Below are 19,454 nucleotides of genomic sequence, written 5' to 3'. Positions count from 1 at the left end.
GACTACTTCACCGCGACCTGGGAGACGTCGAGCACACCGGTCCAGTCACTGATGACGACGTTCTTGACGTCCTTGCCGTACAGGCGCTTGTAGACGGGGTGGAAGAGCGGCACGGTGAGCGCCTTCTTCCCGATCCTCTTGTCGAGGGCGCCCCAGCGCGCGGCGGCGGCGTCGAGGTCGGTGAGCTTGTTGATCTCGTCGATCTCGTCGTTGACGGACTGGTCGTCGAGGAAACCGGAGTTGAAGTTGGCGCCGTCCTTCACGATCTGCCGGCCGTCGAAGATCGGGGCGAGGAAGGGGCCGCCGGAGGGCCAGTCGGCGCCCCAGTGGGCGAGGAAGAGGCCGGGCTCGTCCTGCGCGCTGTGGACCTTGTCGGAGTAGTCGTTCTCCTCGAGTCCCGCCAGCTTGACGGTGATGCCGGCCTTCTTCAGGGCGTCCTGGACCGCGGTCGCGATCTCGGGGCTGGTCTCGAAGTCCTTGGCGTTGGAGTGGGTGAGCGTGATGGTGAGCCCGTCCTTGTGACCGGCCTCCTTCAGCAGTTCCCTGGCCTTCTTCGGATTGCCGTTCGGGCCCGCGGGGAAGTGGTCGTACTTCGTGTATCCGAAGGACTTCTGGTTCGGCAGGTAGGTGGTGGCGGGCTCGGCGAGCGAGGAGCCGCCGGCGGCGTTGACGACCGAGGAGCGGTCGACGGCGTACGAGATGGCCTGGCGCACCTTGGGGTCGTCGAAGGGCTTCACCTTCGGGTTGAAGGCGAGGTAGTTGGTGTAGCCGAAGTGTCCGGTGCCGACGTGTGAGGCGAGTTCCTTGTCGGCGGTGACCTTGGCGAGTTCGGCGGGGCCGAGGTTGGTGTCGGTGGTGACGGCGGCGGCGTCCGCGCCCTGGCTCGCGGAGAGCCGCTGGTTGATGACGGACGAGTCGAGTCCGGAGCGTACGTCGATGACGTCCGGGTAGGCCTTGCGCTCGGCGTCGGTCTTCGCCGACCAGTGCGGATTGCGCTCCAGACGCAGCCGTTCGCCGTCGTTCTCGTTCTTGACGACCTTGTAGGGCCCGGAGGAGACCGGGTGCTCCTCGTACTTCGTGCCCTTGTCCTTGCTCTTGGGGACGGGCGTGAACTGCGTCTGGGTGGCGAGGTAGGGGAACTCGCCCTCGGGCTTGTTCAGATGGAAGACGATGGTCCGCTCGTCCGGCGTCTCGATGGAGGCGAGCCCCTTGCCGCTCTTGTCCTTGTAGGGGCCCTGGTACTTGTCGCCTCCGACGAGCCAGTCCCGCAAGTAGGGAGCGCCGCCGCTGAGTTCGGGGGCGAACGAACGCTCGATGCCGTACTTCACGTCGGTGGACGTGATCGGTGTGCCGTCCTCGTACTTGAGCCCCTTCTTCAAGGTGTACGTCCATACCGTGGCGTTCTTGCTCGGCTTGCCCAGATCCGTGGCGAGGTCGGGGACGACCTCCGCGCCCTTGGCGCCGTCCTCGCGGTTGCGGGTGGTCAGGGTGCGGAAGACGAGGCTCGGCACGTTGCCGCCGCCGGAGGTGTAGAGCCGCGCGGGGTCGAAGTCGGTCTGCGGGTTTCGGTTGAGGACCGTGAGCGTGCCGCCCTTGGCCGGTTTCCCGCCGCCGCTCCCGGAGTCGTTGTCCTTCGGGCCCGCGCAGGCGGCGGCGCCCGTGGCCAGGGCCAGGCTGACGGATGCCGCTGCCACGCGGCGGGCTATGGCGGAATTTCGGCGCATCGGAGGAGACCTCTCGGGGAAGAACGCTGCGCGAAGGGCAGCGGATCAGCGGAAATGAAGCAGAGCTGACCCCGGTGATGGCGCGGGGGAACAGAGCAGCGCAGAGCTGCGGAGAAGCGACGCACTCGCCGGGGCGGGCGTCAGCGACAGTGGATGTCGGCCACGCAGAGCGCGGTCACGCCGAGCAGCGCCAGCTCGATGGCTGCGCTCGCAGGGGCGTGACGGTTCGACATGCGCAGAAATATGAACGAATTTGCGATGGATGTCAAAGCGACCGCGCGGGAGGGCTCAGGTGCGGGAGGTCTCGGGGAGCCAGCCGGTGAGCCTGCGGTCGACCCAGTGGGTGATGCCGATGGCGACGAGGGCGACGGCGACGACGACCAGGAGGACGGCGAGCACGGTGGCGCTGTCGAAGCTGCCCCCGGCTTCGGTGAGGAGCCGGCCGAGGCCGACCACGGCGATGAACATCTCACCGTTGATCATCCCGGCGACGGCCCGGCCGACACCGAGCCGGATACCGGCCATGGCCATCGGCAGCGCGGCGGGCAGCACGACCCTGAAGAGGAGTTGCCGCTCGCCGGCCCCGTACACCCGCCCCATTTCGAGGAGTTGGGCGGGGACGCCGCGTACCGCGGAGGCGGTGGTGATGACGATGACGAAAAGGGAGTACATCACCACCACGGCCACGATGGAGGTGCGGCCGGGGCCGAAGAGGGAGAAGAACACCGGGGCGAAGACGAGGGAGGGCGCCGTCAGCAGCGCGTACATGTAGATGCCGAGCGCGGCTTCCGCCGCTCGGTAGCGGCCCATGAGGGTGCCCAGGGTGAGGCCTGCGGCCAGTGAGACGGCGAGGCCCAGGACGAGGTTGAGCACGCTGGAGAGCAGGCTGGGCAGGATCCTCCCGTCGGCGGTCAGTTCGGTGAGCCGGGCGAGCACCCGGGTGAGCGGTGGGAGGAAGGCGGCGTCGGCCGTACGGGAGGCCGTCTCCCACAGGACCGCGCCCGCGAGGAGTCCGCCCAGCGGGGGCAGGAGGGCCGCCGGGCCGCGGCGGGGGATCACGGGCGGGCTCCGGCACGGTCGGGGCGTGAGGCACCCTCGGGCTGCGTGGCGCGGTCGGGGCGCATGGCGCGCAGGCGCTCCCACAGATGCGTGGTGAGGCAGGTGAACTCCTCGGTACGGCCCAGGCCGTGGAGGTCGACGGAGCGCGGCCGGGGGATGTCCACGGGAACGATGTCGGCGATGCGGCCGGGCCGCGGGCTCATCAGGACGACGCGGTCGCCGAGCAGGACCGCTTCTTCGATGCTGTGGGTGATGAAGACGACGGTGAGGCGCCGGCGCTCCCAGATGGTGAGGAGTTCCTCCTGGAGGATGCGGCGGGTCTGCTCGTCCAGGGCTCCGAAGGGCTCGTCCATGAGCAGCACGCGGGGCCGGACGGCCAGGGCGCGGGCGAGGCCGACGCGCTGCCGCATGCCGCCGGAGAGTTCGCCCGGCAGCCGGTCCTCGAAGCCGTCGAGGCCGACGAGTTCGACCAGTTCGCGGGCGGTGGCGCGGCGCCGGCTCCTCGGCTCCCCGCGCAGCTGGAGTCCGAAGGCCACGTTGTCCAGGACGTCGGCCCACGGCAGCAGGGCGAAGTCCTGGAAGACCATGGCGCGCTCGGGGCCGGGTGTGCGTACGGGTTCCCCGTCCACCAGGATGTCGCCCTCGTCCCAGCCGGTCAGCCCGGCGAGGGCGCGCAGCAGGGTGGTCTTGCCGCAGCCGCTCGGTCCGAGCACGGTGACGAACTCGTCGTCGGCGATGGTGAGTTCGACTTCGCTCAGCGCGTGGACCGTTTCGCCGCGGCGGCCGGGGAAGCGCTTGGTGAGGTTCTTGATCTCGATCATGCGGTGCTCCTCGGTGAGGTGTGGGCCGGCGCGCTGGAGGCCGTCCTGTGCTCGATCCACGGGGTCGCCCTGCGTTCGATCCAGCGGGCCGCGGAGATCAGCAGGACGGCTTCGGACAGGACGATGACGACCACCGCGTAGAGCGCGGGCGCGTCGAAGTGGCTGCGGTAGGTGAGGATCAGGCCGCCGTAGCCGACGGAGACCATGAGGAGTTCCACGACGACCATTCCGGTGACGGCGCGTCCGAGGGCGAGCCGGATGCCGGTCATGATGGCGGGCATGGCGCCGGGGATGAGGACGCGGCGCCAGATCTGGGCCTCGCTCGCGCCGAACGTGCGGCTCATCTCGATCAGCGAGGGGTCGATCTGGCGGATTCCGGCGCGGGCGCTGGTGACGGCCATGACCACGGAGAAGAGCGCCACCAGGATGACGCGGGAGGCCAGGCCGAACCCCACGGACATCACGAGGAGCGGGATGATCCCGGCCATCGGGGTCACGAGGAGGATGCTGAGGTAGACGTCCGTATAGCGCTCGATCGTGCTGAACCGCCCCAGCAGGAGCCCGGCGGGAACGCCCAGGGCGACCGCCGCGAGGAAGCCGAGGACGAGGGCCTGATTGCTGATCCAGGCGGCCCGCCACAGCTCGCCCTCGCCGAGCAACTTCACTGTGGCCGCTGCCGTTTCGGTGAAGGTGGGCAGCAGGATGCTGTCGTGCGTACGGGCGTACGCCTCCCACACGGCGGCGACGACCACCAGCGTGAGCAGCTGGTAGGGCAGGTCGGCGCCGAGACCGAGGAGCCGTCGCGTCCGTCCGGGCGCCCGGGGGTGGGGCGCGGGCCCGGCAGGTCCGGCGGGGTGGGTGGGGTCGGCGGAGTCGGCCGCGTTCGTCATGAGGTGCCGCCCCTCTTGGTCCGGTTGCGGTCCAAGAAGCTGAGATCTGCCACGTGGGCGGCGTCCATCGGCTCGATGGCCCCGGTGTCCACGAAGAAGTCGATGGTGTCCTGCACACCTGCCGGGGTGAGCGCGGCGGCGTCGAACAGCTTCTGTTCGACGTAGGGGGCGGCGATGTCTTCGAGGTCGTCCTCGGCGTACGTGTCGGGCAGGTGCTCGCGGACGAGCCCGGCGAGATGACCCGGTTCCTCGTTGATCTTCCGCTGTACGTCGATGAGGGCGTCGATCAGGGCCTGGGCGGGCTCCGGGTGCTCCTCCAAGTAGCCCTCGTCGGCGTACACGGTCTGCGGGTGCAGCCCCGGGAAGACCTGGCGGAAGTCGGCCAGGCGCTTCAGCGATCGGCCCTTGGCGCTCTTGGCCAGGTGGGCGGCGTCGCTCTGCTCCAGGGCGGTGGCGGTGATCTCCCCGCCCAGCAGCGCCTGCGTCCTGGTCTCCGAGTCGCCGATGGTCAGGAACTGGGGGCGGGCGCCCTCGGGGCACGCCTCCTCGATCCACCGGCGCACCATGGCGGTGGCCATGGCGCCCTCGCTGAAGATGCCGAAGGCCCGGCCGTCGAGGTCACCGCAGTCGCCGGTGGCGGCAGCTCCGTAGACGGCCCATTGATTGCCCACCATGTCGGCGACGATGCGCAGCGGGGCGCCCCGCGCGATGGCCATCAGGGCCGGCCCCGTGGCCTCGGCCGAGAACTGGTAGTCGCCGCGGATGAGCCCCTCGACGGCGAGTTCCGGCTCCGCGGTCTCCTCGATCGTCACGTCGTAACCCGCGGCACGGACCTGGTCCACGGCTTCCATCAGCGGTACGGAGGTGATGTCCGGCTCGGTCAGCGCGACGGTGAAGGAGCGCCCGGAGCCACCGCCTCCGCTCCCGCAGGAGGTGAGGAGCCCCGCCAGCATCACCGAGGCCAGGGCCGCCGAGGTCAGGGCCACCACCCCGGAACGCGGCGGCCGGGATGAATCCGTCAAGGATAAAGAGGGCAACGCTGAACACCTCCACACACAAGGGCGGACAGAACCGGTGCGCCCCCGACCCGGCATCGCTCTCAACTCACCACCGGGTCAAGGAAGTTATGCATTCGTTTGCGCGTTCGTATGTATGCTGGAGTCGCCGTCGCCGATCCGTCAACCCCGTACTCGTACGAACTCCCCTTCCCAGTAAGGGGGTTGACGTCGCGAGCAGCCCACACAGGGAGGAGTCCGATGACCGGAACGACCGCCACCCCGCCCCCGCCCCGGCGGGGCACGGGCCGCCGCCCGACCATGGCCGACGTGGCACGCGCGGCGGGAGTGAACCCGTCCACCGTCTCCCGGGCCCTGGACGACCGGCACCCCTTCTCCCGCGGTGACACCGCGGCCCGGATCAGACAGATCGCCGAGCAGCTCGGCTACACCCCCAACCCGGCCGCGGCCAGCCTGCGCCGGCAGAGCACCCGCACGATCGGCGTCGTCATGTCCAGCATCACCGGCACGGTGATGGCCATGCTGTACGAGGAGATCGCCGAGGCCTGCCGCGACCACGGCCTGGACGCGCTCCTCGCCACCACTCACGACGACCTCGAAGCCGAGACGGCCATCGGCAGACTGCTGCTCAGCCGCCGGGTGGACGGGCTGATCATGGCCACCGCACGGCTCGAAGGGCCCGGCGGCTTCCTGCCCGAACTGGCCGCCGACGGCACGCCCTTCGTCCTGGCGCTGCGCACCGACGGACACAGTCCCGCGGTCCTCGGCGACGACAGGCTCGGCGGCTATCTGGCGGCCCGCCACCTCCTGGACCTGGGACACCGGAGGATCGGCATGATCGCGGGACCGACCTACGCCTCCAACGCCCTGGGCCGCGTCGCCGGTCTGCGCGAGGCACTCGCCGAAGCGGGCGTCGAGATGGACGACCGCCTGGTGCGGCCCTCGGACTTCTCGATGGAGAGCGGCGAGAGCACGGCGGCGGAGCTGCTGGCGCTGCCGGACGGGCAACGCCCCACCGCACTGGTGACGGTGAGCGACAACACCGCGGTCGGCGCGCTCGCCGCCGCCCGTCGCCGCGGCCTCGCCGTCCCCGACGACCTGTCCGTCGTCGGCTACAACGACACGCCTCTGGCCGCCCGGCTCCCGATCCCCCTGACCAGCGTGCGCGTCCCCCTGAGGGAGATCGGACGGGGCGCGGTCGACATGCTGCTGCGGATCAGGCAGGGGCGTCCCGTCCGCTCGACCGCGCACGCCCCCACCCTCATTCCGCGCGAATCCACGGCAACCGCGAGAGGAATCCTGTGACCGCCTTGAAGACGGGCCCCGAGACCGACCGAGAGACGAGCCCCGCGGACGAGGAGCCCGCGGACGAGAAGATCGATGCCTTCTGCCACATCCTCCCCAGGGCCTGCGCCGACCGGCTGTTCGCCCTCGACGACGTCCCCGCGCTGGCCAACCTCCGCCGCCGGGTGATGGACATCCCCGCCCTCGTCGACCTGGACGTGCGCTTCCGTCAGATGGACGAGTTCCCCGGCTACCGCCAGCTGATCAACCTGGCCGCGCCGCCCGCCGAGGACTTCGGCACGCCCCGCTCAGCCGTCCACTACGTCCGCATGGCCAACGACGCCCTGGCGGACCTGACCGCCGGACACCCGGACCGGTTCGCGGGCTTCTGCGCCGCGGTCGCCCTCACCGACGTGGACGCCGCCGTCGTGGAACTCGACCGGGCCGTAGGCGAGTTGGGTGCCGTGGGCGTCCAGATCTACACCCACGTACAGGGCCACGCCCTGGACGAGCACCGCTTCGCGCCGTTCTGGGCGCGCGCCGCCGAGCTGGACGTTCTCGTGCAGGTCCACCCCTGCCGCAACGCCACCTGGCCCGACTATCCCGCCGAGCGACGCTCCCGCTACGAGATCTGGTGGACCCTCGGCTGGGAGTACGACCTGTCCGCCTTCATGGCCCGCATCGTCTTCGGCGGCATCCTGGAGCGCCACCCCTCGCTGAAGCTGCTCATCCACCACGGCGGCAGCATGATCCCCCACTTCTCCGGGCGCGTCGGCCCCGGCTGGGACCAGCTCGGCTCCCGCACCCCGCCCGAGCAGCGGGCCGACACCGAAGGACCACCGCTGTCCAAGCGGCCCCTCGACTACTTCCGGATGTTCTACGCCGACACCGCCCTCTTCGGCGCCCCGCACGCCCTGCGCTGCGCCCTCGACTTCTTCGGCCCCGAGCGGGTCCTCTTCGCCTCCGACAGCCCCTACGACCCCGAGAAGGGGCCGGGGTACATCCGGTCCTCCCTCGCGGATGTGCACCGCATGGACCTCGCTCCGGGGGAACGCGCCGCGATCCTCGCGGGCAATTTGCGGCGCCTCACGAAGGGCCGGCTGACCGGCTGACCGCCGGCCACCGCCTCAATCCTTGGGGAACGCCCAGGGGTTGGCCTTGCACTTGATCCCGTCGTGCTCCAGGAACTTGGTCTGCTGCTGCATGACGGGCGCGAGGTCCCCGTCCTTCGTGCAGTCCGTGTGGTTGAAACCGAGCCGGTGCCCGACCTCGTGGTTGATCAGCATCTGACGGTAGGGGTGGATGGCGTCGCCGTAGGTCTTGGCGCCCTGCGCCCACCGATAGGCGTTGATCATCACGCGGTCGGTCGCCGCGGAATCGCACGACACGTTGTCCTGGGTCGTGTCGAGTCCGGATTTCGCGCACCAGGCGGCGGTGGTTCCCGGACTCGCCAGCGTGATGACGAAATCGGGCTTGCCCGACGAGATGCGCTCGAAGGCGCGGGCCCCGGCGTGCGCCCAACTCCGTTTGTCGTTCAGGGTTTTCTGCACGGCCTGCGCGAAGAGCGGGCCGTCGAGACCGAGCCCTTTCTCGACGTCGACGCGATAGCGGAAGACCTGCCCCTTTCCGGGCGCCTTGTCGAACCCCGGCATCGCTTCGAAGTCGCCGGACGCCTTGAGCTTGGCGTCCAGCGGGTATTTCTCACCCATTTTCTGGCCGTACGTCACCGGGGCGGCGTCCGGTTTGATGGCGGGCCCCCCGGGCGGGGGCGGGCGCTCGTCGGAGCGAGAGGCCGGGTCGTCGGTGTCACGCGCGCCGCCGCCGGGTGCGGCCTGGGGCCGGTCGTCGGAGTCGTCCGCGCCGCCGGTGACCTGACTCGCGACGACGACCCCGAGCACGGTGATCACGGCGGCCGCCGCGATGCCGGTCAGGAGACGGGCCCGCCCGCCCCTCTTGCCACCGCCGCCCTCGACGTCCGGGCCGGGCCCGGGCTCGGGGACGCCGTTCCAGTCGGTGACGGAGGCGTACGGATCCCCGCCCCCGTCGGTAAAGGCTTCCACGTAGTCCTGGCGTGGGGCGGAACGATCCTGCCGCGGGCCCGGTATGCCGTGCCCGGCACCCGGGTGCGGACCCGACCCCGCATCGGAGACGTCACCCCAGCCACCGCCGGGCTCCCGCTGCTCGGGGTGCCCACCGCGGACCCCCGGAACTCCGTGGGACGGCGTCGACTGAGGGGTGCCGTGCGCGGGGGTGCCGTGCGCCGGTGTCCCCTCGTCGGCGGGCCCGCGCCTGCGGCGGCCCGTGCCGGGCCCCGGGACCTGACCCGGAAGCGGGCCACCGCCCTGCGCCGCCGGGCCGCCCGAGCCGCTCGCGCGGGCAGCCGTTCCAGTCGTCTCCGTCGCGCCGGCATTGCCGGTCGTGCCGGTCGTGCCTGCTGAGGCGGTCGTCTCAGCCTTGTCCGCCGGTGTGCCTGCCGGGCCGCGGCGGCTGTGTCGTCCCACGCGCCGCCTCAGCTCCCCGAATCCGTACGGGAGTCGCGGAGTTCACGGGAGTCACGGAGTTCACGGGACTCCCGGACGCCCCGAGCACCCCGGGCGCGGGGCCCGCTCAACTCCCCCAGATCGACGAGCAGTTCACGGAAGGCGGTAGCCACGCTCTCCGGGTCCTCCATCATCGCCACATGCCCGGCCTCGGGCAGCGTGAGCAGCCGCGAGTCGCGGAACGCGGCGGTCGCCCTGCGTGCCATGCGGTACGAGACGAGGAGATCGCGCCCGCCGTAGACGAGCAGGGTCGGCGCGAGCACCCGCTCGGCCTGCCGCCAGAGCCCGTGCTGGCCGCCCAGGGTGTACGCGTTCACGATCCCGCGGGCCGTGCGCGTCGTCGCGTCCCAGAAGTAGGGGAGCTGGAGCCTGCGCTCCATCTCCCGGACCGCCGCGCTGAAGCCTTCCGGCGTCACCTTGCCCGGGTCGCCGTAACAGAGCTCCATCACGCCCCGCACCCGCTGCTCGGCCGTCCACCCCCTGGTGAGCCGCGCGAAGAGCCCCGCGACACCCGGAACCGCGATCAGCCCGGTCGGTACCGCCGTGCGCTGCACCCGCAGCTCGGGCAGTGCGGGCGAGATCAGGGTCAACGTACGTACGAGATCGGGGCGCACCGCGGCGACGCGTGTCGTGACGGCGCCGCCCAGTGAATTCCCGAACAGGTGGACGGGTCCACGGGCGCGGGCGTCGAGGTGGCGGATGACCGCGCGGGCCTGCCCGGTGATCGAGTAGTCGCTGTCGTCCGGTGGGGGCGAGTCCCCGAACCCGGGCAGGTCGATCGCCTCGCAGTCGACGACGTCCTCAAGGAGCGGCATCAGGGCCGACCAGTTCTGCGAGGAGCCGCCGAAGCCGTGGACGTACAGCGCGGGCGGGAGTCCGGCGCGGACCGAGGGCCGCGACCGCACGGTCAGCGTGAGTCCGGGCAGGGCGACCGAGTCGAGCCGTTCACCCTCCGCGACCGCGACGGCACCGGGTTTGGGCGCGGCGGTGGCGGCCAGCAGGTTCGGCAGCTCGGTCGAAGACATGCGGCAATGTTACGAGACGATCACGCGGCGGTTCACGTGTTCGCCGTCACAGATCGCACACGGACCACGCCGGGATCGCGCCGGGACCACGCCGGGATCGCGCCCGGATCACATAGCGCCTGATCCAGGTGTCTCCTACGCTCATAGAAAGCGGGCGAACAGGGCACTCGCACCACGAAGGGCCGCCAGTACCGCAAGGGAAGAGAGCCATACATGAGTGTCGACCCGACCGATCCCGAGACCTTCGAGACGGAAGAGCACACGAACGGAGCCGAGGCGGGCGTCGAGGCCCCGGAGGCGGACACCGCGGAGCAGCACGCCGATCTCGCCCCCAGCGGGGACGACTCCCTCCAGGACGCGGATCCGAACGCCGCCAGTGAGGCTGACCTCGCCGAGCAAGCCCGCGTGGTCAGCCTCGACGAGGACGACTACCGCTGAGGGCACCGGCCTGACCGTGTTTGCCCCGCTACGCACCACCGCGGGCACCTGCCGCGGTGGTCCAGTCCGTGAAATTCTGCGCCCGCACCGCGCACATCACTGTTACCGAAAAGTACGATGGCGGCGCGGCGCACACCGCACATCGGACGATTGGGAGGCGGCGTGACAGCCATCGAGCAGACAGAGGCGGCACGCCCGCGGGGCACACGCCTGCCGCGTCGTGCCCGACGCAATCAACTTCTCGGCGCGGCCCAGGAAGTTTTCGTCGCACAGGGTTACCACGCGGCCGCGATGGACGACATCGCCGAGCGCGCCGGGGTCAGCAAGCCGGTGCTCTACCAGCACTTTCCGGGCAAGCTCGACCTCTATCTGGCCCTGCTCGACCAGCACTGCGAGTCACTGCTCCAGTCGGTCCGCACGGCGCTGGCGTCCACCTCGGACAACAAGCTGCGCGTCGCCGCGACGATGGACGCCTACTTCGCGTACGTCGAGGACGAGGGCGGCGCCTTCCGCCTGGTCTTCGAGTCGGACCTGACGAACGAGGCGGCGGTCCGCGAGCGCGTGGACCGCGTGACGCTCCAGTGCGCGGAGGCGATCTGCGAGGTGATCGCCGAGGACACCGGCCTGCCCAGCGACGAGGCGATGCTCCTCGCCGTCGGCCTCGGCGGGTACTCCCAGGTGGTCGCGCGGTACTGGCTGGCCAGTGGCAGCACGGTCCCGCGGGACAAGGCGGTGCAGCTGCTCACGTCACTCGCGTGGCGCGGTATCGCGGGCTTCCCGCTGCACGGCACCGAGGGCCACTGACCGCTCGCCTTTTTGTTCCCGTCCGGTGTTCGCTACCGGCGTTCACGGCCGCGTCCTTCCGCGTCCCCTCACCGGGCTAATGTGTGCTGGGTACGGCGCGGACGGCCGCGCACAGACTGACCGTCGGAGGGACAAAGCCGTGGAGGTCAAGATCGGCGTGCAGTACGCGCCCCGCGAGATCGTGCTGGAGAGCGGCCAGAGCGCCGAGGAAATCGAGCACGCGGTGTCCGAGGCGCTGACCGGCAAGTCGCCGCTGCTGAGCCTCGTGGACGAGCACGGCCGCAAGGTCCTGGTTCCGGCCGACCGCCTTGCGTACGTGGAGCTCGGTGAGCCCACCGCACGCAAGGTGGGCTTCAGCGCCCTGTAGGACGCGCCCGTAGGCGCGCGCACGAGACGGCCCGGTGGTTCTCAACCACCGGGCCGTACGTGCGTGTTGTACGAGTTGTACGAGGAGCCGGCGGACCCGTCGACTCTGCTCGTGGAGGGTTGCGTTCCGGCCACCTGGGGTACACCGGCTACGACCGATTTGCACCGGCCGCAAGGGAGGGCACCACCGTGATTCTGGAAGCGCTCGGCTCCGCTCTGCTGGGCTTCGCCCTGTCCTGGGCCATCGCGCACCGCTTGGCGCGCCGGCTGCCCTCGCGCAGCCTCGTCCTGTCGACGGGCCCCGCGGGCGCCCTGGTCGGCGCCTTCATCACGCACATGGCACTCGGCCCCGGCCACGCCCCCGCGACCCTGCTGGGAGCGGCGGCGGTCTCCGCGGCCCTGCTGTCCCTGCTGGTCCGCCCCACCCGGCCCGGGCTGCGCCGCTCAGCGACGGCGTAGCCCGGGCCCCCGAAGGGGGCGGGGAACCGCGCGCCCAGCCGCCCTCAGGCCGCCAGGCCGAGCGCGGCCATCCGCTTGGTGTGCGCCTCGGTGATCCGCGAGAACATCCGCCCGACCTCGGCGAGGTCGAACCCGTCGGCGATGCCCCCGACCAGCATGGTCGACAGCGCGTCCCGGTCGGCGACCACCCGCTGGGACTGCGAGAGGGCCTCGCCCATCAGCCGCCGCGCCCACAGCGCGAGCCGTCCGCCCACGCGCGGATCGGCCTCGATCGCGGCCCGCACCTTCTCCACGGCGAAGCTCGCGTGCCCGGTGTCGTCGAGGACGCCCAGCACGAGTCCGCGCGTATCGGCGTCGAGGCGGGCCGCGACCTCGCGGTAGAAGTCACTGGCGATCGAGTCACCCACGTACGCCTTGACCAGGCCCTCGAGCCAGTCGGACGGCGCGGTCTGACGGTGGAAGCCGTCGAGCGCGGCGACGAACGGCTCCATCGCCTCCGTCGGCTCCGCGCCGATCGCGGAGAGCCGGTCGCGCAACTGCTCGAAGTGGTGGAACTCCGCCGACGCCATCTTCGCCAGCTCCGCCTTGTCGCCGAGCGTCGGCGCCAGCTTGGCGTCCTCCGCGAGCCGCTCGAACGCCGCGAGTTCCCCGTAGGCGAGCGCCCCGAGGAGGTCCACGACCGCGGCGCGGTAGTGGGGCTCGGCGGAAGCTTTCGCCCAGTCCTGGGCGGCGACCCCGGTGGGTTCGGCGGGGGTTTCGGCGGCGGATTCAGCGGCGGTGTCAGGCGTCTCCATGAAGCGCACAATAGCCCGCCTGCCGTATGCCGGAAGGCCCTGGTCAGTCACTGTGACGACGGCCATGTGACGAATTCGCCGGACACGCATGCGAGATTCCGGGGTACAGTGGTATTGCGCCTGCCGAATATTCGACGGGCCGTACGAATGAGGATGCCCGGTCGGTGGCCCGATCGGCTCCGACCCGACAGCCCTCCGGGCGGTACGCGCAGCTGCGTACGGCACGAGGAGGGAACCTCAGCGGTAAGAGCGCTCGAGCGCAGGCAGTGGTCCCGCGCCCCCGGCCAGCCCCCCAAGCAGCCGGCGGTAGTGGCACGGTCACGACCCCCAGCGTTCGCCTCACGCCGCGTCTCACAGAAGAGGCATAGCCCTGACTACGACTTTCCGAGAGCTCGGGATTCTTCCCGAGACAGCCGAAGCCCTTGAAGCGGTCGGCATCATCACCCCCTTCCCCATCCAGGAGATGACGCTCCCTGTCGCCCTTTCGGGCAAGGACGTCATCGGCCAGGCCAAGACCGGCACCGGCAAGACGCTCGGCTTCGGACTCCCGCTCCTGGAGCGCGTGATCGTCCCCGCCGACGTCGAGGCGGGCCGCGCCGAGCCCGAGCAGCTGACCGAGGCGCCGCAGGCCCTCATCGTCGTCCCCACCCGCGAGCTGTGCCAGCAGGTGACGAACGACCTTTTGACCGCCGGCAAGGCGCGTAACGTCCGCGTCCTCGCCATATACGGCGGCCGTGCCTACGAGCCGCAGGTCGAGGCCCTCAAGAAGGGCATCGACATCGTCGTCGGCACCCCCGGTCGTCTCCTCGACCTCGCGGGCCAGCGCAAGCTCGACCTCAAGCACGTCAAGTGCCTGGTCCTCGACGAGGCCGACGAGATGCTCGACCTGGGCTTCCTGCCCGACGTCGAGAAGATCATCAACATGCTGCCGGCCAAGCGCCAGACGATGCTGTTCTCGGCGACCATGCCGGGCGCCGTCATCGGCCTCGCCCGCCGCTACATGTCGCAGCCCACACACATCCGCGCCACCGCGCCGGACGACGAGGGCCAGACCGTCGCCAACACGAAGCAGTTCGTGTACCGCGCGCACAACATGGACAAGCCCGAGATGGTCTCGCGCATCCTCCAGGCCGAGGGCCGCGGACTCGCGATGATCTTCTGTCGTACGAAGCGGACGGCCGCCGACATCGCCGAGCAGCTGGAGCGCCGGGGCTTCGCCTCGGGCGCCGTGCACGGCGACCTCGGCCAGGGCGCGCGCGAGCAGGCGCTGCGCGCGTTCCGCAACGGCAAGGTGGACGTGCTTGTCTGCACGGACGTCGCCGCGCGCGGTATCGACGTCGGTGGCGTCACGCACGTCATCAACTACCAGTCGCCCGAGGACGAGAAGACCTACCTGCACCGCATCGGCCGCACCGGCCGCGCGGGCGCCAAGGGCATCGCGATCACGCTGGTCGACTGGGACGACATCCCGCGCTGGCAGCTGATCAACAAGGCGCTCGACCTGGGTCTCAGCGACCCGGTCGAGACCTACTCCAGCTCCCCGCACCTCTATGAGGAGCTGAACATCCCGGTGGGCACCAAGGGTGTCCTGCCGCGCGCCGAGCGGACCCGTGCCGGTCTGGGCGCGGAGGAGGTCGAGGACCTCGGCGAGACCGGTGGGCGCGGACGTGGTTCCCGCGACCGCAACGACCGTGGCAACCGCGGCGACCGCGGTTCGCGCGGTGACCGTGGCGGTCGTACGTCGTCGGGTCCCGCGGCCACCGCCCCCGAGGAGGAGCGCCCGGCGCGTACGCCGCGGCGTCGCCGTCGGACGCGTGGCGGAAGCCCGCTGGACGCGACCTCGGCCCCGGCCCCGGCCGCGACGACCACCCCGGCCGCTCCGGCCGCTGAGGTCACCGCCGAGCCGACGGAGTCGCGCACGCCGCGCCGCCGTCGCCGGACGCGTGGCGGGGCGGCTCCGGAAGCGCTGACCGTGGCGGCCACGGCCACACCGACCGAGCCGGAGGCCCCGGCCGCCGCTCCCGCCCCCGCCCCCGCCCCCGAGGCGGAGGCTCCTGTGACGAAGCCGCGCCGTCGGACGCGGAAGGCCGCGGAGCCGGTGGTCGAGGCGGAGGCCCCGGCTGCGGAGGCTGAGGCCCCCGTCGCCGAGAAGCCGAAGCGGACGCGCACGCGCAAGGCCGCGGAGACCATGGCCGAGCCCGTCGAGCCCGCCGAGGCGGAGGCCCCGGCCGCCGCCGAGAAGCCCAAGCGCACCCGCACCCGCAAGACCGCGGAACCGGTCGCCGTAGCCGAGGCCCCGGCCGCTGAGGCGGAGGCCCCGGCCGCCGCCGAGAAGCCCAAGCGGACCCGCACCCGCAAGACCGCCGAGCCGGTCGCCGAGGCAGAAGCCCCGGCCGCCGCCGAGAAGCCCAAGCGCACCCGGACGCGGAAGACGGCGGAGGCCGTCGCCGAGGCCCCGGCCGCTGCCGAGAAGCCGAAGCGGACGCGCACGCGCAAGGCCGCGGAGACCACGGCCGAGCCCGCCGAGCCCGCCGAGGCGGAGGCCCCGGCCGCCGCCGAGAAGCCCAAGCGCACCCGCACCCGCAAGACCGCCGAGCCGGTCGCCGAGGCAGAAGCCCCGGCCGCCGCCGAGAAGCCCAAGCGCACCCGGACGCGGAAGACCGCGGAACCGGTCGCCGAGGCCGAGGCCCCGGCGGCCGCGGAGAAGCCCAAGCGCACCCGGACCCGCAAGACCGCGGAACCGGTCGCCGAGGCGGAGATCCCGGCGCAGGCCACCGAGGAGCCGAAGCCGCGTCGTCGTACGCGCAAGGCGGCCGCTGCCGCCCCCGCCGAGGTGACCGAGGCGGAGGCTCCGGCGCCCCGGCGTCGTACGCGCAAGAAGGCGGAGCCCGCGGAGGCCGCGGGGAGCTGACGCTCGCCCTTCCGCATCGCGAAGGCCCGTCCCGTCACCGGGGCGGGCCTTCGCGCATCCCTGCCCGCCCACTCGCCCACCCATGCCCCCGCCGCGTCACAGGCGGGCGGGCGAGTGGGCGGGAGAGCCGTAAAGACCGCCGCTCACCAGGGGCGCCCGCCTGGACCCCCCAGGCCCAGGGGCCAGTAACCTCAGGGCATGAGCAGGCCCCCCACCTTCACCCCGCCCCGCTGCGCGACCCCGCGCACGCTCCACACCGCCCGCGGCGACTTCGCCGTCCTGGACGCGCTTCCGCCGGGGGGCGCGGAGAACACGGGGGACGGCACCGCAGGCGGCGCCGAGGTGAAAGGGACCGTTCTCCTGCTTCCCGGCTTCACCGGCAGCAAAGAAGACTTCATCGCCCTCCTGGAACCCCTGGCGGCCGCCGGCTACCGCGCCGTCGCCGTGGACGGCCGCGGCCAGTACGAATCACCGGGCCCGGACGCCGAATCGGCGTACGCGCAAGGGGAGTTGGCCCGCGATGTCCTGGCCCAGGCGGCTGCGCTGACAAAGGCGTCCGGGTCGGCGAAGACGCCCGCGGGCAGCACCCGGCCGCACCTTCTCGGTCACTCCCTGGGCGGCCAGATCGCCCGCGCCGCCGCCCTCCTGGAGCCCCGCGCCTTCGCCTCGCTCACCCTGATGTCCTCGGGGCCCGCCGCGATCGCCCCCGCCCAACAGGCCCGCGCCAAGATGCTGGCGGACGCCCTCGCGGTGCTGTCGATGGACGAGGTGTGGCAGGCGATGCGGGCCATGGAGCCGCCGCCCCCGGAGGACGCGGACACCGGCGGCGCCAGGGCGGACGGCGGGGACGACAGCGAGGCCCTGCGCACCCGCTGGCTGCGGAACAACCCCGCCCAGCTCATCGCCACCGGCAAGCAGCTCTCCACGGAACCGGACCGCGTCGCCGAACTCGCCGCCGCGGCGCTGCCCACGCACGTGATCTCGGGCGAGCGCGACGACACATGGCCCGTGCCGCTCCTGGACGACATGGCACACCGTCTGCACGCCCGCCGCACGGTGATCAGGGGCGCCGAACACTCCCCCAACACCGACCGGCCCGAGGAGACAGCCGCGGCGCTGGTCAGCTTCTGGAACCACCTGAGCGGCACCGGCACCGGCACCGGCAGCTGAGCACCAGCGGCACCGCGCGCCCCACGACCCTCAGTACTGCGCCCGCAGGTGATCCCAGAACCCGTCCCGCAACGCCCGCCGCAGATCCGACTGCCCCCGCAGTGAGTACTGCAACAGCCGCTCCGCCTCCACCAGCAGTTCCTGGTCCACCGACCCGGGCAGATACGGATGCCCCGCCAGCAGCCCCACCAGCGACTCGCGCCCCCGCGCCGCGAGCCACTTCGCGGCGATCTGGGCGCCGACGAAGCGGACGTCCTCACGGGAGGGCCGCGGCGCCGCGGGCCCCATCCCCGCCTCGTAGGCGACGACCGCGCGCCGCGACACGTACGGCTTGAAGAAGTCGAGGTCGAACGTCCGCTGGCTGTCGACCTCCCACAGCAGTGGCTCCGCCTGATTGCGTCCGTCGGGCGCCTCGATGCCCCACAGGTGCACCCGCGCCCCGTACCCCTGCGCCGCCTCGACGGCCGAGACCAGGTCCTCGTCGCCACCGATGAGCGCCGCGTCGCTGATGGCGCGGTGCCTGGCCAGTGACTCCAGGTCGCTGCGGATGAGGGAGTCGACGCCCTTCTGCTGGTTGTTGGCGTTGAGGTTGCCGAGCCTGACCTTGACGTCGGGCAGCTCCGCGATCGACTGCTGTTCGGTGGTGTGGATACGGCGCCGCGCCCCGTCGTACCAGTAGACGCGCAGCAGGCGGCTGTCCGCGAAGATCGTGCGGGCCTTGTCGATGAGCGCCTCGATGAGTCCCTCGGCGTCGAGGTCGAAGGAGCGCCGGTCCTCGGTCCCGGCGGCGAGCCGGCCCGCCGCCGCGTACAGATATCCGGCGTCGACGAAGATCGCGTGCGTGGACGGGGTCTTCGCCACCTCGGCGAGTACGCGTTCGAGCAGCCCGTTGGCGCGCTCCAGCTGAGCGCTGATGTGGGCCGCACCGTGATCGGCGGCTCCGTGTTCGGCGTCGTTCATAGGGAACCCAGTCTCCCGCTGGTCACACAGCGAACACAACCGGTGCCGCTACCCACGGGTAATTAGGTTCGCGAAAAATTTCCTTAGCGTAGGGAATGTTTGCAGGGGGCAACTCGTTGTACCCATCAGGAACGCGGGGCACCGTAGCTCCGCAACCGACACTTCATGGTCAGGTAACAGCCCGGCCATCTCCAGTAGTTCTCCTTCAGGAGGATGACCAGACGAAGGGAGAAGCCTCATGCGCTTCGAAATCATGCGACTCGACGACGTCGACGGCAACGCCGTGGACAGCACCGTCGTGGACGCCGCCTCCGTCAATCGGATCGTGCAGCAGGCCGCAGCGATAGGCCAGCGCATCTACATCCGACCGGCCGAATCCACGGCCTCGTAACGAAGACGCCGCAGGGCCCCGTACGAACGTCGTACGGGGCCCTTCGTGTGTCCGGCGCGCGGTCAGGCGCCCTGGATCACCTGCGTCACCCCGTTGATGATCTGCTGCACCGCGATCGCGGAGAGCATCATGCCCGCGAGCCGCGTCACGAGCACCACGCCGCCGTCCTTGATGACCCGGATGATCAGCAGCGAGTACCGCATCACCAGCCACAGCACCACGTGCATCGCGACGATCGCCGACCAGACGGAGAGCTGCGTACCGACACTGTCGGCGTCCTGGACGGCGAGGATCACCGACACGATCGCACCGGGCCCGGCCAGCAGCGGCATGCCGAGCGGCACGAGCGCGACGTTGACGTCCTTGGTCTGCTTCGGCTCGTCCGTCTTGCCGGTGAGCAGGTCGAGCGCGATGAGCAGCAGCAGAAGGCCGCCCGCGATCATCAGCGCCGGTACGGAGACGTGCAGGTAGTCGAGGATCTGATGACCCACAAGACCGAAGACCGAGATCACGCCGAAGGCGACACAGACGGCCTGGAAGGCCATCCGCTGCTGCACCTTGGCGGGCCGGCCCGCGGTCAGGCCGAGGAAGATCGGGGTGATCCCAGGGGGGTCCATGATCACGAAGAGGGTGAGGAAGAGGGAGCCGAAGACGGCGACGTCGAACACAGTGATGGCCTTGCGAGAGTCGTACGAAGGAGCCGCACCGACGCCGCCGGGCACAGGGCACGGCGGCCACCGGCCCGGAACAACGGAACAGTGGAGCGAGGGAGAAGAGAGAAGGGTGCGCGCGAGCGCGGGGC

General features: G+C 71.3%; 20 protein-coding genes. 9 read left to right on the top strand and 11 right to left on the bottom strand.

Annotated elements, in window-relative coordinates:
* Nucleotides 1-2: 2 nt before the first annotated feature.
* From CP975_RS23440 to CP975_RS23420, 6 genes are all read right to left on the bottom strand, one after another.
* Nucleotides 3-1,724, bottom strand: a complete 1,722-nt coding sequence (locus CP975_RS23440; RefSeq protein ID WP_055535433.1) for an ABC transporter substrate-binding protein — start codon at nucleotides 1,722-1,724, stop codon at nucleotides 3-5.
* Nucleotides 1,725-1,864: 140 nt separating this feature from the next.
* The gene (locus tag CP975_RS36410) at nucleotides 1,865-1,957 is read right to left on the bottom strand and encodes an Ms4533A family Cys-rich leader peptide (RefSeq protein ID WP_342787974.1); all 93 of its coding nucleotides are present in this window, start codon (nucleotides 1,955-1,957) and stop codon (nucleotides 1,865-1,867) included.
* 55 nt (nucleotides 1,958-2,012) lie between these two features.
* Complete coding sequence (locus CP975_RS23435) at nucleotides 2,013-2,783, bottom strand: ABC transporter permease (protein ID WP_055535432.1); 771 nt, start codon at nucleotides 2,781-2,783, stop codon at nucleotides 2,013-2,015.
* Complete coding sequence (locus CP975_RS23430; protein ID WP_055535430.1) at nucleotides 2,780-3,604, bottom strand: ABC transporter ATP-binding protein; 825 nt, start codon at nucleotides 3,602-3,604, stop codon at nucleotides 2,780-2,782. Before CP975_RS23430 ends, CP975_RS23435 begins: the two co-directional genes overlap by 4 nt.
* Nucleotides 3,601-4,494 (bottom strand): ABC transporter permease, encoded by an 894-nt coding sequence (locus CP975_RS23425; protein ID WP_150477309.1) that lies wholly within the window; start codon nucleotides 4,492-4,494, stop codon nucleotides 3,601-3,603. The genes CP975_RS23430 and CP975_RS23425 overlap by 4 nt, the downstream gene beginning before the upstream one ends.
* A complete protein-coding gene (locus CP975_RS23420; protein WP_167532722.1) occupies nucleotides 4,491-5,516 on the bottom strand; it encodes an ABC transporter substrate-binding protein in 1,026 nt (341 codons plus the stop codon). Before CP975_RS23420 ends, CP975_RS23425 begins: the two co-directional genes overlap by 4 nt.
* Nucleotides 5,517-5,750: 234 nt before the next feature.
* On the opposite strand from CP975_RS23420, the gene CP975_RS23415 reads away from it, so the two are divergent.
* Nucleotides 5,751-6,815: a LacI family DNA-binding transcriptional regulator gene (locus CP975_RS23415; protein WP_055530995.1), complete on the top strand. Its 1,065-nt coding sequence runs from the start codon at nucleotides 5,751-5,753 to the stop codon at nucleotides 6,813-6,815.
* Entirely contained in the window at nucleotides 6,812-7,906 is a 1,095-nt protein-coding gene (locus tag CP975_RS23410) for an amidohydrolase family protein (protein WP_246201607.1), read from the top strand. Before CP975_RS23415 ends, CP975_RS23410 begins: the two co-directional genes overlap by 4 nt.
* Nucleotides 7,907-7,921: 15 nt before the next feature.
* On the opposite strand, the gene CP975_RS23405 is transcribed toward CP975_RS23410, so the two are convergent.
* Nucleotides 7,922-9,295, bottom strand: coding sequence for a DUF3152 domain-containing protein (locus tag CP975_RS23405; RefSeq protein WP_055530993.1), 1,374 nt, complete (start codon nucleotides 9,293-9,295; stop codon nucleotides 7,922-7,924).
* Between the two features lie 8 nt (nucleotides 9,296-9,303).
* Nucleotides 9,304-10,359 (bottom strand): alpha/beta fold hydrolase, encoded by a 1,056-nt coding sequence (locus CP975_RS23400; protein ID WP_150477306.1) that lies wholly within the window; start codon nucleotides 10,357-10,359, stop codon nucleotides 9,304-9,306.
* A 213-nt stretch (nucleotides 10,360-10,572) separates the two neighbouring features.
* Between CP975_RS23400 and CP975_RS23395 the strand changes: the two genes are divergently transcribed.
* The 4 genes from CP975_RS23395 (at nucleotide 10,573) to CP975_RS23380 (ending at nucleotide 12,426) form a co-directional block, all read left to right on the top strand.
* Entirely contained in the window at nucleotides 10,573-10,797 is a 225-nt protein-coding gene (locus tag CP975_RS23395) for a hypothetical protein (RefSeq protein ID WP_055530991.1), read from the top strand.
* Nucleotides 10,798-10,959: 162 nt separating this feature from the next.
* On the top strand, nucleotides 10,960-11,601 hold the full coding sequence (locus CP975_RS23390; RefSeq protein WP_030781095.1) for a TetR/AcrR family transcriptional regulator: 642 nt from the start codon (nucleotides 10,960-10,962) through the stop codon (nucleotides 11,599-11,601).
* A gap of 139 nt (nucleotides 11,602-11,740) precedes the next feature.
* Nucleotides 11,741-11,968: a DUF3107 domain-containing protein gene (locus CP975_RS23385; protein ID WP_030781098.1), complete on the top strand. Its 228-nt coding sequence runs from the start codon at nucleotides 11,741-11,743 to the stop codon at nucleotides 11,966-11,968.
* A 188-nt stretch (nucleotides 11,969-12,156) separates the two neighbouring features.
* Nucleotides 12,157-12,426 (top strand): hypothetical protein, encoded by a 270-nt coding sequence (locus tag CP975_RS23380; RefSeq protein ID WP_055530989.1) that lies wholly within the window; start codon nucleotides 12,157-12,159, stop codon nucleotides 12,424-12,426.
* 44 nt (nucleotides 12,427-12,470) lie between these two features.
* Here CP975_RS23380 and CP975_RS23375 read toward each other — a convergent pair whose 3' ends face one another.
* Nucleotides 12,471-13,229: a ferritin-like fold-containing protein gene (locus CP975_RS23375; protein ID WP_030781104.1), complete on the bottom strand. Its 759-nt coding sequence runs from the start codon at nucleotides 13,227-13,229 to the stop codon at nucleotides 12,471-12,473.
* 454 nt (nucleotides 13,230-13,683) lie between these two features.
* On the opposite strand from CP975_RS23375, the gene CP975_RS23370 reads away from it, so the two are divergent.
* Complete coding sequence (locus CP975_RS23370; protein ID WP_208835578.1) at nucleotides 13,684-16,131, top strand: DEAD/DEAH box helicase; 2,448 nt, start codon at nucleotides 13,684-13,686, stop codon at nucleotides 16,129-16,131.
* A gap of 198 nt (nucleotides 16,132-16,329) precedes the next feature.
* On the top strand, nucleotides 16,330-17,301 hold the full coding sequence (locus CP975_RS23365) for an alpha/beta fold hydrolase (protein WP_055535533.1): 972 nt from the start codon (nucleotides 16,330-16,332) through the stop codon (nucleotides 17,299-17,301).
* Between the two features lie 30 nt (nucleotides 17,302-17,331).
* Here the strand turns inward: CP975_RS23365 and CP975_RS23360 are convergent, their stop codons facing one another.
* Nucleotides 17,332-18,261, bottom strand: a complete 930-nt coding sequence (locus tag CP975_RS23360) for an NYN domain-containing protein (RefSeq protein ID WP_055535531.1) — start codon at nucleotides 18,259-18,261, stop codon at nucleotides 17,332-17,334.
* 238 nt (nucleotides 18,262-18,499) lie between these two features.
* Between CP975_RS23360 and CP975_RS35100 the strand changes: the two genes are divergently transcribed.
* Nucleotides 18,500-18,652 (top strand): hypothetical protein, encoded by a 153-nt coding sequence (locus CP975_RS35100; protein WP_167532721.1) that lies wholly within the window; start codon nucleotides 18,500-18,502, stop codon nucleotides 18,650-18,652.
* Nucleotides 18,653-18,714: 62 nt separating this feature from the next.
* On the opposite strand, the gene CP975_RS23355 is transcribed toward CP975_RS35100, so the two are convergent.
* Nucleotides 18,715-19,320: a MarC family protein gene (locus CP975_RS23355; protein WP_030781114.1), complete on the bottom strand. Its 606-nt coding sequence runs from the start codon at nucleotides 19,318-19,320 to the stop codon at nucleotides 18,715-18,717.
* Nucleotides 19,321-19,454: the final 134 nt, after the last annotated feature.

Origin of the sequence: Streptomyces alboniger (genome assembly GCF_008704395.1) — a bacterium.
In the GTDB taxonomy this organism is placed as follows: domain Bacteria; phylum Actinomycetota; class Actinomycetes; order Streptomycetales; family Streptomycetaceae; genus Streptomyces; species Streptomyces alboniger.
This window is presented reverse-complemented; position numbering and strand designations above follow the sequence as displayed.